Here is a 13,101-nt window from a genome sequence, read left to right as displayed (position 1 = left end):
CCCCCGCCGGGGCTCCGCCCCGGACCCCGCTCCTCAAAGGCCGGAGGGGCTTGATAGCTGCTCAGTGACCGAAGCCGAACGAACCCGCCCCGTCCACCTTCGCGCGCAGGCGCTTGCCCTTCTCCGTGGCCTGGGCGTTGAGTTCGTCCTGGAACTCGCGCATCCGGGACTGGAGTGCGGGGTCATGCGCGGCCAGGACGCGGGCGGCCAGGAGGCCCGCGTTGCGGGCGCCGCCCACGGAGACGGTGGCCACCGGGACCCCGGCGGGCATCTGGACGATCGACAGCAGGGAGTCCATGCCGTCGAGGTACTTCAGCGGTACGGGCACCCCGATGACCGGCAGGGGGGTGACGGACGCGAGCATGCCCGGGAGGTGGGCGGCGCCGCCCGCGCCGGCGATGATCGCCTTGAGGCCGCGGTCCGCCGCGTTCTCCCCGTAGGCGACCATCTCGCGCGGCATGCGGTGTGCCGAGACGACATCCACCTCGTACGGGACCTCGAACTCGTCGAGGGCCTTGGCCGCTTCTTCCATGACGGGCCAGTCGGAGTCGGAGCCCATGACGATGCCGATCACAGGAGCGCTCATTCGGTGATGGTCCCTCGGAGGTAGTCGGCGGCGTGGCGGCCGCGCTCGCGGACGTCGGCCAGGTCGTCGCCGTAGGTGTTGACGTGGCCGACCTTGCGCCCGGGCTTCACGTCCTTGCCGTACATATGGATCTTGAGCGCCGGGTCACGGGCCATGCAGTGCAGATAGGCCGCGTACATGTCGGGGAAGTCGCCGCCGAGCACATTGGTCATCACGGTCCACGGCACACGCGGGCGGGGGTCGCCGAGCGGCAGGTCCAGCACGGCCCGTACGTGGTTGGCGAACTGGGAGGTGACGGCGCCGTCCTGGGTCCAGTGGCCGGAGTTGTGGGGGCGCATCGCCAACTCGTTGACCAGCAGCCGGCCGTCGCGGGTCTCGAAGAGCTCGACCGCGAGATGGCCGACCACCCCCAGCTCCGCGGCGATCTTCAGCGCCATCTCCTGCGCCTGGCCGGACAGCTCCTCGGAGAGGCCGGGGGCCGGGGCGATCACGGTGTCACAGACCCCGTTCACCTGGATCGACTCCACGACGGGGTAGGCGACGGCCTGGCCGTGCGGGGACCGCACGACATTGGCGGCGAGCTCGCGGGCGAAGTCGACCATCTCCTCGGCGAGGACGGGCACGCCCGCGCGGAACGGCTCGGCCGCCTCCGCCACGCCGCGGACGACCCAGACGCCCTTGCCGTCGTAGCCGCCGCGCACCGTCTTGAGGACGACCGGGTATCCGTCGCCCTCCTCCTCCGCGAATCGCGCCACGTCCTCGGGGTCGGCCACGATGCGGTGGCGGGGGCACGGCACACCGGCCGTACGCAGCCGCTCGCGCATCACACCCTTGTCCTGGGCGTGCAGCAGCGCCTCGACTCCGGGGCGGATGACCACGCCGTCCGCTTCCAGGGTGCGCAGATGCTCGGCCGGGACGTGCTCGTGGTCGAAGGTGACCACATCACAGCCCTGTGCGAAAGCACGAAGGGTGTCCAGGTCGCGGTAGTCGCCGATGACGACATCGCTGACCACCTGGGCCGCCGAGTCCTGGGGGGTGTCACTGAGCAGCTTGAACCTGATGCCGAGGGGGATGCCCGCCTCATGGGTCATACGGGCGAGCTGGCCGCCGCCGACCATGCCGACTACCGGGAATGTCACCCTCCCAGGGTAACTTCCCCCTCCGACCGGCCCTGACCTGCGTTGGAGGAACCTCCAGATATTCCGCCGGGGCCGGCCTCGTCGCCTGGAGGGCGCGAAGCACGGCCGCTGGTTAGCATGGGGGGATTGACGACGCCGACGGGACGGGGCTGAACGATCACCATGAGTGAACGGAGCACACTCGATGGGCTGCGTGCCCGGATGGGGCAACTGACCCGCGAGATCGCGAAGTTCGGGGTGGTCGGCGGTGCCGGCGTCTTCGTCAATCTCGCGGTGTTCAACCTGGTGCGCGGGGTCACCGAACTGCCCGTGGTGCGGGCCAGCATCGTGGCCACGGTGGTCGCCACCGGCTTCAACTACCTGGGATATCGGTACTTCACCTACCGGGACCGCGACAAGCAGGGCCGCACCAAGGAGCTCAGCCTCTTTCTGCTGTTCAGCGCCATCGGCCTGATCATCGAGAACGGTGTGCTCTACACCGCCACGTATGGCTTCGGGTGGGACAGCTCACTCCAGAGCAATGTGTTCAAGTTCGTCGGCATCGGCCTGGGCACCCTCTTCCGCTTCTGGTCCTACCGGACCTGGGTGTTCCGGACGCTGCCCGCGCGGGAGGCCGTCGAGCGCGCGGAGGCATTCCTGTCCGAGGCGCCGCCCGCCCAGGCCACCCGGAAGCAGCCGGTCCGGAAGTAACCGCTCGGCCCACGGGGTCTCCGACCGCTCAGGAGGCCGAGGGGTCCTCGGCCTCGCGGCTGAGGAAGAGCGCGAACACCGGCGGATGCTGCTGGAGCAGCTCCAGGCGGCCGCCGTCCGCCTCCGCCAGGTCCCGCGCCACGGCCAGCCCCAGCCCCGTGGAGTTCCGTCCGCTGACCGTGCGCTCGAAGACCCGCGCCCCCAGGTCCGGCGACACCCCCGGCCCCTCGTCGGAGACCTCCACCACGGCCTGGTTGCCGGTGACGCGCGTACGCAGCGCGACCGTACCGTCACCGTGCATCAGCGAGTTCTCGATCAGCGTGGCCAGCACCTGGGCGACCGCGCCCGGGGTGCCCACCGCGCGCAGCCCCTTCTTGCCCGAGCGCACGATGGCGCGGCCCTCGCTGCGCGAGGCCGGGCGCCACTCCTCGATCTGCTGCTTGACGACCTCGTCCAGGTCGAAGGCGACCGCGGAGCCGCTGCGCGGATCGCGCGAATTGGTCAGCAGCCGCTGGACGACATCGGTGAGCCGCTCCACCTGGCCCAGCGCGATCGTCGCCTCCTCCTTGACCGTCTCCGGGTCGTCGGTGAGCGTGATCTCCTCCAGCCGCATCGACAGCGCGGTCAGCGGCGTACGGAGCTGGTGGGAGGCGTCGGCGGCCAGCCGCCGCTCGGCGGTGAGCATCCGGGCGATGCGCTCGGCGCTCGCGTCCAGGACGTCGGCGACCCGGTCCAGCTCCGGCACCCCGTAGCGCCGGTGGCGCGGCCGGGGGTCTCCGGAGCCCAGCCGCTCGGCGGTCTCCGCGAGATCGGTGAGCGGGGCGGAGAGCCGGTGCGCCTGGCGTACGGCGAGGGCCACCGCGGCGAGCACGGCGAGCAGCGCGACCGCGAGGATGATCAGCATGGTGCGGCCTATCTCACGGCTCACCGTGGAGCGGGACGCCTCGACCTTGACGACCTCGCCCTGCTCCCCCGGCTCCTCGGCGGAGATGACACTGCCCGTGGGGCGCTTGCCGATCTCCACCGTGCGGTGGTCGGGCATCCTGATCACCGCGTAGCGCCCGGGCTCGATCTGCTCGCGCAGCACCCTGGGGGTGACCCCCTCACCGCCCAGCAGCCTGCTGTCGACGATGCTGACCAGGCGCACCGCGTCGGAGCTCACGCTCTCCTGGGCGCTGTTCTCGATGGTCCGCGTCTCGACGATGACCAGCGACAGGCCGAAGACCGCGATGACGACGAGCACCACGGCCAGTGTTGAGTTGATCAAGCGACGGCGCATTGCCCTACCGTGTCAGCTCGGGTCAGCTTTTCTCGAATCTGAAGCCGACGCCACGGACGGTGGCGATATAGCGGGGGTTGGCCGCATCGTCACCGAGCTTCTTGCGCAGCCAGGAGATGTGCATGTCGAGGGTCTTGGTGGAGGACCACCAGGTGGTGTCCCACACCTCGCGCATCAGCTGGTCGCGGGTGACCACCCGCCCGGCGTCCCGCACCAGGACCCGCAGCAGGTCGAATTCCTTGGCGGTCAGCTGCAGCTCCTCGTCGCCCATCCAGGCGCGGTGCGACTCGACGTCGATCCGCACCCCGTGGGTGGCCGGCTGCTGTTGCTGCGTCTCGACGGCGCCGCGCCGCAGCAGCGCCCGGACCCGGGCGAGCAGCTCGGCGAGCCGGAACGGCTTGGTCACGTAGTCGTCGGCGCCGGCGTCCAGGCCGACCACCGTGTCCACCTCGTCCGCGCGGGCCGTGAGCACCAGCACCGGAAAGCCATGGCCCTCCGTACGGAGCCGACGACAGACCTCGAGCCCGTCCATCCCGGGCAGGCCGAGGTCGAGGACGATCAGATCGACGCCCCCTTGGAGACCGGCGTCGAGCGCGGTGGGTCCGTCCTCACGCACCTCGACCTCGTACCCCTCGCGGCGCAGGGCGCGGGCGAGCGGCTCCGAGATGGATGCGTCATCCTCGGCGAGCAGTACTCGGGTCATGGGGGTGATGGTAGTCCGCTGAGGTCGGAGCACGGGGCGCGTACGGCGCGACGAACGGAGCACGGACGGTTGCACGCCTCGCCCGTGAGGTATCTCTCACCGTCTCCAAGAGTGTCCAGAACGTGTCGTATGGTGAAACAACGTCTGCAGCACTCCTCCGGGGCCTTTGGTGGCGACGACGCACCCAAAGGTCTCTGTCATGTCCGGAGCGGGACGAGGTTGGCACGACCGGCCCGGCCCACATCCGGCGCTCAGTCGCTCAGCCATCCCCCCATGGGCGCCGGCCCCGCAGGCGGCGCTCCTGAGCACGCAAGGAAAGCACCATGGCGTCCAGCCTGACGAAGGGCGCCACCGCGCAGGAGACCCCTGCCGGCGGCAAAACCTTCTTCGGCCACCCCCGCGGCCTGGCCACTCTCTTCATGATCGAGATGTGGGAGCGGTTCAGCTTCTACGGCATGCGGGCCCTCCTCGTGGTCTATCTGATCTCCGGTGGCCCCGACGCCAAGGACGGCGGGCAGGGCGGCGGACTCGGGATGACCGAGGGCAACGCGGTGGCCATCTACTCGGTGTACCTGGCCATGGTCTATCTGCTGGCCATGCCGGGCGGCTGGTTCGGCGACCGGGTCTGGGGTCCGCGCAAGACGGTGGTGATCGCGTCCGGCATCGTCATGGCCGGGCATCTGGCGCTCTCCGTCCCCGGTCAGGCGACCTTCTTCGCCGGCCTCGGCCTGGTGGCGCTCGGCTCCGGTCTGATCAAGGCCAATATCTCGACGATGGTGGGCCAGCTCTACGACGGTCCGCAGGACCCGCGCCGGGACGGCGGCTTCACCATCTTCTACATCGGCATCAACCTCGGTGCCTTCGCCGCTCCCCTGGTGATCGGCACCGTCGGCCAGTCGTACAACTGGCACCTGGGCTTCGCGCTCGCCGCCCTCGGCATGGCGCTGGGCCTGGTCCAGTTCCTGATCGGCACCCGCCACCTGAGCCCGGAGAGCAGCACCGTGCCGACCCCGCTGGCGGCCGAGGAGCGCCGGTCCTGGCTGCGCAAGGCGATGAGCTGGCTGATCGTGGCCGCGGTCTTCTACACCGGTGTGGTGCTCAGCGGGAGCTGGACCCTCAACTGGGTACTGATCCCGATCACCGTCCTCGGCCTGATCATCCCGACCGGGGTGCTGATCCGGATCAAGCGCGACCGGGAGCTCTCGGCGGTCGAGCAGACCAAGGTGAGCGGCTACATCTGGTTCTTCGCGGCCGCCGCCGTGTTCTGGATGATCTTCGACCAGGGCGGTTCGACGCTGTCCGCCTTCGCCGAGACCAAGACCGCGGACACGATCTTCGGGCTGCACTTCCCATCCTCGTGGTTCCAGTCGGTGAACCCGCTGCTGATCATGGCGCTGGCCCCGGTCTTCGCCTGGCTGTGGCTGTGGCTCGCGCGGCGTGACCGGGAGCCGAACACCACGCTGAAGTTCGCCTTCGGCCTGGTCATGATCGGCGTGTCGTTCTTCGTCTTCGTGCTGCCGATGCAGACGGCCTCGGACGGGACCAAGGTCAGCCCGCTGTGGCTGGTGTCGATCTACCTGATCCAGACGATGGGTGAGCTGTGCCTCTCGCCGGTCGGCCTGTCGGTGACCACCAAGATGGCGCCCGCGAAGTACGCCAGCCAGCTCATGGGCGTGTGGTTCCTGGCCGTGACCGCGGGCGACTGCGTCACGGGCCTGCTGTCCATCGCCGGGGTCGACCTGAGCGGGGTCGGGGTGATCACGCTGGAGGCGACGATGGCGGCCCTCGCGGGCTTCGCGGTCTTCATGTACCGGAAGAAGGTCGGGGCGTTGATGGCCGACGTCCACTGACGTCCGTAAGAGGTCACGAGGGGCCCGGCGCGGGGAGATCCGCGCCGGGCCCCTCGTCTTTCCTGAGGGTTTTCGTAGGGGCCGGTTCAGCGGGTGGTGCCGCGCAGCTTGCGCCACGGGGTGAGGGTGAAGATGGCGCCGCCGAGCAGCACGGTGGTACCGGCGATCAGGGCGAGCGCCTTCAGCCCGCCGTGGTCACTGGCACCGGTGTCGGCGAGCCCGCCGCTGGTGGCCGAACCGCCGGTGCTGCCCGAGGTGCCGCCACCGGAGCCGCTGCCGCCGCCGGTCGAGTCACCGCCGGTGGTGCCGCCGGGCTGGCCGGTGGTGTCCAGTTCCAGCGAGACGCCGGGGTCCTTGGACGGGGTGCAGGTGGTGGTCGTACCGAGCGCCTTGACCGTCAGCACCCCGGGGGTGAGCGTCGACTTGCCGCTCGCACCCGGCTTGTAGGTGCCGGTGAGGTCGGGGATCTCGATCGGATCGCCGGACTTGATGGGCCCCTTGTTGGTCGGCCCGGCCACGGCCACGGTGCCCTTGTCCGCGCCGCCGACCTTGACGGCCATCGACGGCTTGACCGAACCGGCGGGGATGTCGGCCGGGCTGTCCATCACGGACTTGCCGAACTTCACGGTCAGCTCGAAGTTCCCGCCGCTCTTGGTGGCGTTGATCTGCACCGGGGAGGTCGCGTTCTTGTCGCCGATGGGGGTCTTGCAGGCGTAGGCGACCTGAACCTCCTTACCGGTGTAGGAATCGCCTCCGCCGTCCCCGCCACCGGTGGTGCCGCCGGTCGTGCCGCTCGTCGTCCCACCGGTCGTGCCGCTCGTGGTGCCACTTGTGGTGCCGCTGGTCGTCCCGCTCGTCGTACCGCTGGTGGTGCCGCTCGTGGTACCGCTGGTCGTCCCGCTCGTGGTGCCACTCGTGGTACCGCTGGTCGTGCCGCCCGGACCGCCGCCGCCGTCCGTCACCTTGATGGTCGCGGCGGCCTTGACGGCCTCCTTCGCCGAGCACTTGGTGTCCGTGGACAGCGGCTTGCTGACGTTGATGTTGTAGCCGCCGGGCGTCAGCGTCACCTCTCCCGCCTTGGTGAGCTTCAGCTTCCCCTTCATGTCGGAGAGCTTCATCTCACCGCCCTTGGGGATCGCCGGGTTCTCCCGCGGCCCCTCCATGGCCAGTTCGCCGGTCTGGGCGCCGCCCACCGTGATGGTGCCGGTCGGCAGCACGGTGTCGGCCTCCAGGTCGAGGATGGGCGGGTTCTTGGAGGCGGCCTGCACCGTCTTCCACACCACCTCGACCTCGTCCCCGACCTTCGCCGTCTCCGGTGCCGTCACGGCCACGGTCGTGGTGCCCTCCACCGGGGGCAGACCGGAGATGGGGGGCGGTAAGCACTCGGTCTGGTACGAGACCTCGGCGCCCTCCGCGCTGCCCGCGCCGAGCAGCACGCCCGCACCGCCGAGCAGCAGCGCGACGGCGGCCGCACTCACTCTTGGTCGCATCTCACGTGGTTCCTTTCGGGGTCGGTCGGATCTCCTCGGTCGGTGCGGAAATCTGGTGGTGCGGCCGTACCTCCGGCGCGGTGTCCGGGGTGAACCAGGGCAGCGCCGGCGGTGCGCCGTCCGCCGCGGCCGGTCCGGACGGCGGCGACGAGGGCGGGAGCGGGGGCGGTGGTGGCACGGTCCGCGCCGTACGGGGCCGCACCTTGTCCACGACGGCCATGCCGATCCGGAAGACCGTCGCCGAGACCACCACGCACAGCAGGACCCAGAAGAGCGTGACGCCCCAGGGCCGTCCCACCGCCCACGGCTGTTCGACGAGCAGCTTGTGGCCGTAGCGCAGTGAGACCAGATAGTCGCCATGGGCCCCGGCGGACAGTTCGACGTCCAGCTTGACCTGCGCCTTCTTCCCCGGCTGGATCGTCCCCCGCCAGCGCTGCTCCTCCCAGGAGGGGGCGAAGACGCCGTGCGAGGTGCCCACCTCGAAGACCGGGTCGCGGGCCGGGGTCGAGCCGAGGTTGCCGACGGTGACCACGAGCCGTCGCCTCGGCGGCGCGCCGAACCAGGTCAGCAGCCCGCTGGAGCCGTCGAGCCGGGCCGAGAGCACGCTCAGCCGCTCGCCCCCGGTCTGCTCCTTCGGCAGCGGCGCGACCGGGTGTCCGGCGACCTTGAACGCCACGTCCGCGGCGGCGGCTTCGCCGGTGACGGTCGCTATATGGATGACACAGGGGCAGGGTTTGGGCGGCTCGGACACCGGCAGCTTCTTGGTGAAGGTGCCGTCCTTGCCGACGGTGACCGCCCTGCCGTCGCCGTTGGCGCACGAGTTGGTGCCGCCGATCATGTTCTGCCCGCAGATGAGCAGGGTGAGCAGGGCACGCGGCCGCCATCGGGCGCCGGTCACGGTGACCGTCCCGCCCGTGCCCGCCTCGGCCTTGGAGAGCTTCGCGGTCGGGCCCTCGGCCGCCGCGGCGCCGCCCGTAAGGGGCGCGCCGAGGGTGATGAGGACCAGGGCCAGCACGGTGACCACGGCGGAGGGCCGGGCCGGGGTGCCTGGGTGTCGGGGTGCGTTCACGTGGTCGCTCCTGCCCCTGTGCGCCGCGGTTGCGGCTGCGGTTCCGGCTGCGGCTGCGATCGCGGTGTGCGGCGTCGGCGTCGTCTGCGCAGCAGCCGGACGCCTCCCCCGGCGCCCGCCAAGACGGTCGCCACCGGCGCGAGCAGCCACCACGGGACGGCCGTGTATCCGGCGGTCGCCGTGGCGTGCGCGCCCCCGCCCGCGGTGACGGTGAGCGTTACGTCCACCGAGTCGACGGCGGGCGGGTCCGGCCAGCTCTCGGTGAGCCGGACCCGTTTGCCCGGCGGCAGCTCGACCGGCAGGGTGCGGGGGGCCCGGCGCAGCACCTGGCCGAAGAGCCCGTCGGCGCGTACGGCCAGCCGTGGGGTGAGCACGGTGTTGCCGCGGTTGACGAGGGCGTAGCGGATGGCCGCCCCGCCGCCGCGGTCCTGGACCGTCACGTCCTCGACGGAGAGGGCGGACAGCGTCGCGCCGCTGATCCGCAGCCGCAGCCGGACCGCGATCTCCCGGCCGCCGGAGGAGACCATGACCGCGCCGGGGTGCTCACCGGGCGCCGCGTCGGAGGGGACGGTGACGGTGAAGGGGATGTCGGCGCGGGTGCGGGGCGGCACCGTCACCCGACGTTCGGCGAGCGCGATCCGGGCGCCGTCGCCGCCGCGCAGCCGGACGGTGCGTGGATGCCCGCTCCGGTTGGTGACCGAGAGCTTGTCCTCGAGGACGGCGCCGGGCCCGCCTTCGAGATAGATGTACGGCCGGTCGCCCGCGCCCGGTGCGCCGCCGCCCCCGGCGGCGGGGGCCGCCGACCAGTCCTCCCCGGCGGCGGCCGCCGGGGAGGCCCACGACACGGGGCTCACCGGGGAGGCCAACAGCAGGGGCACGGCACAGGCGCGGACGGCCACACGGACGGCGGGGCGGGCAGCTGCCCACACGGCCCGGCGTACGGCTGCACGGACGGCCGGGCGTACGGCTATCCACACGGCCCGGGGTACGGCTGCACGGACGGCCGGGCGGATGACGGCATGGACCGCGGCACGGATACGCGACGGCATCGGCGGCTCCTCGGCTGCCGCGCGGGTCAGGGGGTGGGACGCTGACGGCGGGTCAGCCAGAGCGCCCCGGCCACTCCGGCGAGCAGCACCGTGCCGCCGAGGGTGCCGAGCGCGACGGCGGAGTCCGTCGGTCCGGTCTGCGGTAGCTGGTCGTTGCCGGAGCCGCCCTGGGCACCGCCGGAGCCGCCCGTTCCGCCCGTACTGCTGCCGCCCGTACCGCCGGTGGAGCCGGAGTCTCCGCCGCCGCCCGCGGCCTTGACGTCCAGCGTCAGCGAGGGCTTGGGGTTGTTGCCGGGGGTACAGGTGGTGGTCGTGCCCAGCGCCTTGATGGTGAGGGTGGAGGCGGTGAAGGTGACCTTTCCGCTCTTCTTGGGGGTGTAGGTGCCCGACAGGTCACTGATCTTGATCGGGGTGTTGGCGGGGATGGCCTTGTCATTGGTGGGGCCCGACACCGATACCGTGCCGCTCTCCGCTCCGCCCAGTTTGATGAGCGCGCTGGGGTGCATGGCGCCCTTGCCGAGCTCGACGGGGCTGGAGGAGACGCCCTTCTGGAAGGACATCGTGAGCTTGTAGGAGCCGCCGCTCGCGACGCTCTTGATGTCGATGGGCGATACGGCGCTCTTGTCGCCGATCGGCGTCTTGCACTGGTAGTCGACGTCCACGGTGTCGGCGTGCGCGGCCGGGGCGGTGAGGAGTACCACGGAGCCCGCCAGGGCCGCCGCGAGCGTGAGGGCGCCGCCACGGCCGGACGGACGGCGTTGGTTGTGGGACACCACGAGTTCCCCTCTCGTCAAGCGCCGCAGCCGGATGTAACTGACGGCACATCAGATTGGGCGCTGACGGTACGCCGGGGACCTTGCCAAGGGAAGACAAAGAGCACGCCGGATCGGCGTGGGGCGGGGGAAGGAGGGTGAAAGCGGGATGGTGGGGCCGGAGCCGTGCTCTTCAGCCCGGCGCGGCGAGTTCGGCCCAGACCGTCTTACCGGTTCCCTCCACGTTCCGCACGACCCCCCAGTCCAGGCACAGCCGCTGGACGATGAACATGCCGTGGCCGCCGGGCCGTCCGGCGCGGTGCGGGGTACGCGGCGCGGGCGTACCGGTGCCGAGGTCCACGACCTCGAGACGGAGCACTTTGGCGTTGCAGCTGACGCGCAGTTCCTCGGGGCCGTCGGCGTGCAGACAGGCGTTGGTGACCAGTTCGGAGACGACGAGCAGCACATCCTCGGCGGCGGCCCGGTGGTCGGCGGTCGCGGCCGGAAGCCACCCCCAGTCGCGCAGCGCCTCGCGTGTGAAGTCGCGGGCGCGCGGCACGGCACCGCTGGCACCGATCAGATGGAGCCTGCGGATCTGACGGATGGGGCCGGCGGTCGGGGGTGCCGGTGGGGAGGCCGAAGCCGCAGGGCCGTCCGGGTCCGGGCCGCGGTCGCCCGGCGGGTACGGCCGGGTGGTGCTCATCAGCGCTTCACCTCACCGATTCACCGATTCAGGGACAAGGGATACCTGATCTCTTCAACAGTTTCAGCCTGTCTCCTGCCCGGCCATAGCGTGAGAACACCCACTACTTCCGCCCCACCGATGTGACGCGGGCAACGCATCGATGACCCATCGATGACACGCCGGAAACAGGAGTGAGCTATGTCACTCGACAAGGGCGGCGTCAAGCGACTCATGCACGGTAAAGACGGCGTCCGCGCCCGTGATCTCGAACACCCGGGCAACGATCGGCAACATTCCGGCCAGGTGGACGCCGCCGCCTTCGGCCTCGGCCTTGAGCCGCGCGCCGAGGAGGACGTTGAGCCCGGTGGAGTCGCAGAACTCCAGCTTCGAGCAGTCCACCACCAGCCGGACACGTCCCCCCTCCACGCATTTCTCCAGCGGCTCGCGCAGCACCTCGGCGGTGTGGTGGTCCAGCTCACCCACCGGCGTGACGACCGCACTCGCCCCGTGGTGCCGAACCTCGACCTGAAGCCGGCCCTTGCTGGCGCTGCCGACCATCCCGCGGTCCATCTGCGCACCTCTTCTGGCGTCTCGTTGCTTTCGATTGCGCGCATCGAACCCTACGCCTTCTACCCGCCGCTCCGGTAGCCGAACATTTCGCATAGTTCGGCAAATATGGACAACGTGGACTTGCCACTTGGTGGCCGATGCAGGTAGGGCTAGAGGTTCACACCCGCTTACGGCCGGCTTTGGAGGCGCCGCTCACCGGAGCAGCACGTTATGGCACCGGCAGCCATATGCCGAAGAACGATGGAGGAGACTATGTCACCCCGCCTCGACGACACGCGTACCGAACCCTCGGGGAGTACTCGGACCACCGTTTCGTCGGCCCCCCTGCCCGAGCAGTTCACCCCCGACGTTGACGCCCCGGCGACCGTTGGCCATCTCTTCGATGAACTGCCGGAATTGTCCGATCTGCCGGAAATCCCCCCGTATGACACGGTGACACCGGTGGACGCGAGGGCTCTGTCGAAGACCCTCTTCGAACGTCTCGAGGTGCTGGAGGAAGGCACCCACGAGTACGCCTATGTGCGTAACACCCTGGTCGAGCTCAACTTGGCGCTGGTCAAGTTCGCCGCCTCCCGGTTCCGCTCCCGCAGCGAGCCGATGGAGGACATCGTCCAGGTCGGCACCATCGGCCTGATCAAGGCCATCGACCGCTTCGAGGCCGGCCGGGGCGTGGAGTTCCCGACCTTCGCGATGCCGACGATCGTCGGTGAGATCAAGCGCTTCTTCCGCGACACCAGTTGGTCGGTGCGCGTGCCGCGGCGGCTGCAGGAGCTCCGTCTCGACCTGGCCAAGGCCGGCGACGAGCTGGCCCAGCGGCTCGACCGCGCCCCCACCGTCGGCGAGTTGGCCCAGCGGCTGGACATCAGCCCGGCCGAGGTCGTCGAGGGCATGGCCGCGAGCAACGCGTACACCGCGAGCTCGCTGGACGCCCAGCCGGAGGAGGACGACTCCGAGGGCGCGCTGGCGGACCGGATCGGATACGAGGACCACGGGCTCGAAGGCATCGAGTACGTCGAGTCCTTGAAGCCGCTGATCGCCGATCTGCCCGCCCGCGACCGGAAGATCCTCTCCCTGCGCTTCGTGGCCAATATGACGCAGTCGGAGATCGGTGAGGAGCTGGGCATCTCCCAGATGCATGTCTCGCGGCTGCTGTCGCGCACCCTCCGTCGGCTCCGCAAGGGTCTGATGATCGAGGAGTGACGCCTCCGCAGACGGATAAGGGCCCGCCCCCGGATCACC

At 70.6% G+C, this 13,101-nt stretch carries 13 protein-coding genes; 3 read left to right on the top strand and 10 right to left on the bottom strand.

The genetic code is table 11. The annotated features are described in order from the left end of the window. Nucleotides 1-61: 61 nt before the first annotated feature. Together purE and ACZ6TD_RS28285 are read right to left on the bottom strand one after the other, a co-directional pair. Nucleotides 62-586, bottom strand: coding sequence for a 5-(carboxyamino)imidazole ribonucleotide mutase (purE, locus tag ACZ6TD_RS28290; protein WP_471342640.1), 525 nt, complete (start codon nucleotides 584-586; stop codon nucleotides 62-64). Further along, the gene (locus tag ACZ6TD_RS28285; RefSeq protein ID WP_471358111.1) at nucleotides 583-1,704 is read right to left on the bottom strand and encodes a 5-(carboxyamino)imidazole ribonucleotide synthase; all 1,122 of its coding nucleotides are present in this window, start codon (nucleotides 1,702-1,704) and stop codon (nucleotides 583-585) included. The genes purE and ACZ6TD_RS28285 overlap by 4 nt, the downstream gene beginning before the upstream one ends. 183 nt (nucleotides 1,705-1,887) lie before the next feature. Between ACZ6TD_RS28285 and ACZ6TD_RS28280 the strand changes: the two genes are divergently transcribed. Continuing rightward, nucleotides 1,888-2,415, top strand: coding sequence for a GtrA family protein (locus tag ACZ6TD_RS28280; protein ID WP_471342639.1), 528 nt, complete (start codon nucleotides 1,888-1,890; stop codon nucleotides 2,413-2,415). A gap of 28 nt (nucleotides 2,416-2,443) precedes the next feature. Here ACZ6TD_RS28280 and ACZ6TD_RS28275 read toward each other — a convergent pair whose 3' ends face one another. Continuing rightward, nucleotides 2,444-3,694, bottom strand: coding sequence for an ATP-binding protein (locus ACZ6TD_RS28275; RefSeq protein ID WP_471342636.1), 1,251 nt, complete (start codon nucleotides 3,692-3,694; stop codon nucleotides 2,444-2,446). A gap of 22 nt (nucleotides 3,695-3,716) precedes the next feature. Then, nucleotides 3,717-4,397: a response regulator transcription factor gene (locus tag ACZ6TD_RS28270; protein ID WP_020870789.1), complete on the bottom strand. Its 681-nt coding sequence runs from the start codon at nucleotides 4,395-4,397 to the stop codon at nucleotides 3,717-3,719. Nucleotides 4,398-4,720: 323 nt separating this feature from the next. Between ACZ6TD_RS28270 and ACZ6TD_RS28265 the strand changes: the two genes are divergently transcribed. Next, entirely contained in the window at nucleotides 4,721-6,247 is a 1,527-nt protein-coding gene (locus ACZ6TD_RS28265; protein WP_471342635.1) for a peptide MFS transporter, read from the top strand. Nucleotides 6,248-6,333: 86 nt separating this feature from the next. On the opposite strand, the gene ACZ6TD_RS28260 is transcribed toward ACZ6TD_RS28265, so the two are convergent. The 6 genes from ACZ6TD_RS28260 to ACZ6TD_RS28235 all read right to left on the bottom strand — a co-directional run bounded on the left by ACZ6TD_RS28260 (nucleotide 6,334) and on the right by ACZ6TD_RS28235 (nucleotide 11,862). After that, complete coding sequence (locus ACZ6TD_RS28260) at nucleotides 6,334-7,737, bottom strand: hypothetical protein (protein ID WP_471342633.1); 1,404 nt, start codon at nucleotides 7,735-7,737, stop codon at nucleotides 6,334-6,336. A gap of 1 nt (nucleotide 7,738) precedes the next feature. Beyond that, on the bottom strand, nucleotides 7,739-8,806 hold the full coding sequence (locus ACZ6TD_RS28255; protein WP_471342632.1) for a hypothetical protein: 1,068 nt from the start codon (nucleotides 8,804-8,806) through the stop codon (nucleotides 7,739-7,741). After that, nucleotides 8,803-9,855 (bottom strand): COG1470 family protein, encoded by a 1,053-nt coding sequence (locus ACZ6TD_RS28250; protein ID WP_471342630.1) that lies wholly within the window; start codon nucleotides 9,853-9,855, stop codon nucleotides 8,803-8,805. Before ACZ6TD_RS28250 ends, ACZ6TD_RS28255 begins: the two co-directional genes overlap by 4 nt. Before the next feature lie 26 nt (nucleotides 9,856-9,881). Continuing rightward, the gene (locus ACZ6TD_RS28245) at nucleotides 9,882-10,631 is read right to left on the bottom strand and encodes an LPXTG cell wall anchor domain-containing protein (protein ID WP_471342629.1); all 750 of its coding nucleotides are present in this window, start codon (nucleotides 10,629-10,631) and stop codon (nucleotides 9,882-9,884) included. Nucleotides 10,632-10,800: 169 nt separating this feature from the next. Further along, complete coding sequence (locus tag ACZ6TD_RS28240; protein WP_191068668.1) at nucleotides 10,801-11,310, bottom strand: ATP-binding protein; 510 nt, start codon at nucleotides 11,308-11,310, stop codon at nucleotides 10,801-10,803. Nucleotides 11,311-11,493: 183 nt separating this feature from the next. Continuing rightward, nucleotides 11,494-11,862 (bottom strand): STAS domain-containing protein, encoded by a 369-nt coding sequence (locus ACZ6TD_RS28235; RefSeq protein ID WP_137978272.1) that lies wholly within the window; start codon nucleotides 11,860-11,862, stop codon nucleotides 11,494-11,496. A 252-nt stretch (nucleotides 11,863-12,114) separates the two neighbouring features. On the opposite strand from ACZ6TD_RS28235, the gene ACZ6TD_RS28230 reads away from it, so the two are divergent. After that, on the top strand, nucleotides 12,115-13,062 hold the full coding sequence (locus tag ACZ6TD_RS28230) for an RNA polymerase sigma factor SigF (RefSeq protein ID WP_471342628.1): 948 nt from the start codon (nucleotides 12,115-12,117) through the stop codon (nucleotides 13,060-13,062). Nucleotides 13,063-13,101: the final 39 nt, after the last annotated feature.

The organism is Streptomyces yongxingensis (assembly GCF_055597465.1).
This window is presented reverse-complemented; position numbering and strand designations above follow the sequence as displayed.

Excerpts from the sequence above, each read along its gene's own strand:
- ACZ6TD_RS28230 (WP_471342628.1), top strand. The coding sequence starts at position 12,115 with ATGTCACCCCGCCTCGACGACACGCGTACCGAACCCTCGGGGAGTACT.
- ACZ6TD_RS28250 (WP_471342630.1), bottom strand. The coding sequence starts at position 9,855 with ATGCCGTCGCGTATCCGTGCCGCGGTCCATGCCGTCATCCGCCCGGCC.
- ACZ6TD_RS28270 (WP_020870789.1), bottom strand. The coding sequence starts at position 4,397 with ATGACCCGAGTACTGCTCGCCGAGGATGACGCATCCATCTCGGAGCCG.
- ACZ6TD_RS28275 (WP_471342636.1), bottom strand. The coding sequence starts at position 3,694 with ATGCGCCGTCGCTTGATCAACTCAACACTGGCCGTGGTGCTCGTCGTC.
- ACZ6TD_RS28265 (WP_471342635.1), top strand. The coding sequence starts at position 4,721 with ATGGCGTCCAGCCTGACGAAGGGCGCCACCGCGCAGGAGACCCCTGCC.
- ACZ6TD_RS28235 (WP_137978272.1), bottom strand. The coding sequence starts at position 11,862 with ATGGACCGCGGGATGGTCGGCAGCGCCAGCAAGGGCCGGCTTCAGGTC.
- ACZ6TD_RS28260 (WP_471342633.1), bottom strand. The coding sequence starts at position 7,737 with ATGCGACCAAGAGTGAGTGCGGCCGCCGTCGCGCTGCTGCTCGGCGGT.
- ACZ6TD_RS28285 (WP_471358111.1), bottom strand. The coding sequence starts at position 1,704 with ATGGTCGGCGGCGGCCAGCTCGCCCGTATGACCCATGAGGCGGGCATC.
- ACZ6TD_RS28280 (WP_471342639.1), top strand. The coding sequence starts at position 1,888 with ATGAGTGAACGGAGCACACTCGATGGGCTGCGTGCCCGGATGGGGCAA.
- purE (WP_471342640.1), bottom strand. The coding sequence starts at position 586 with ATGAGCGCTCCTGTGATCGGCATCGTCATGGGCTCCGACTCCGACTGG.
- ACZ6TD_RS28240 (WP_191068668.1), bottom strand. The coding sequence starts at position 11,310 with ATGAGCACCACCCGGCCGTACCCGCCGGGCGACCGCGGCCCGGACCCG.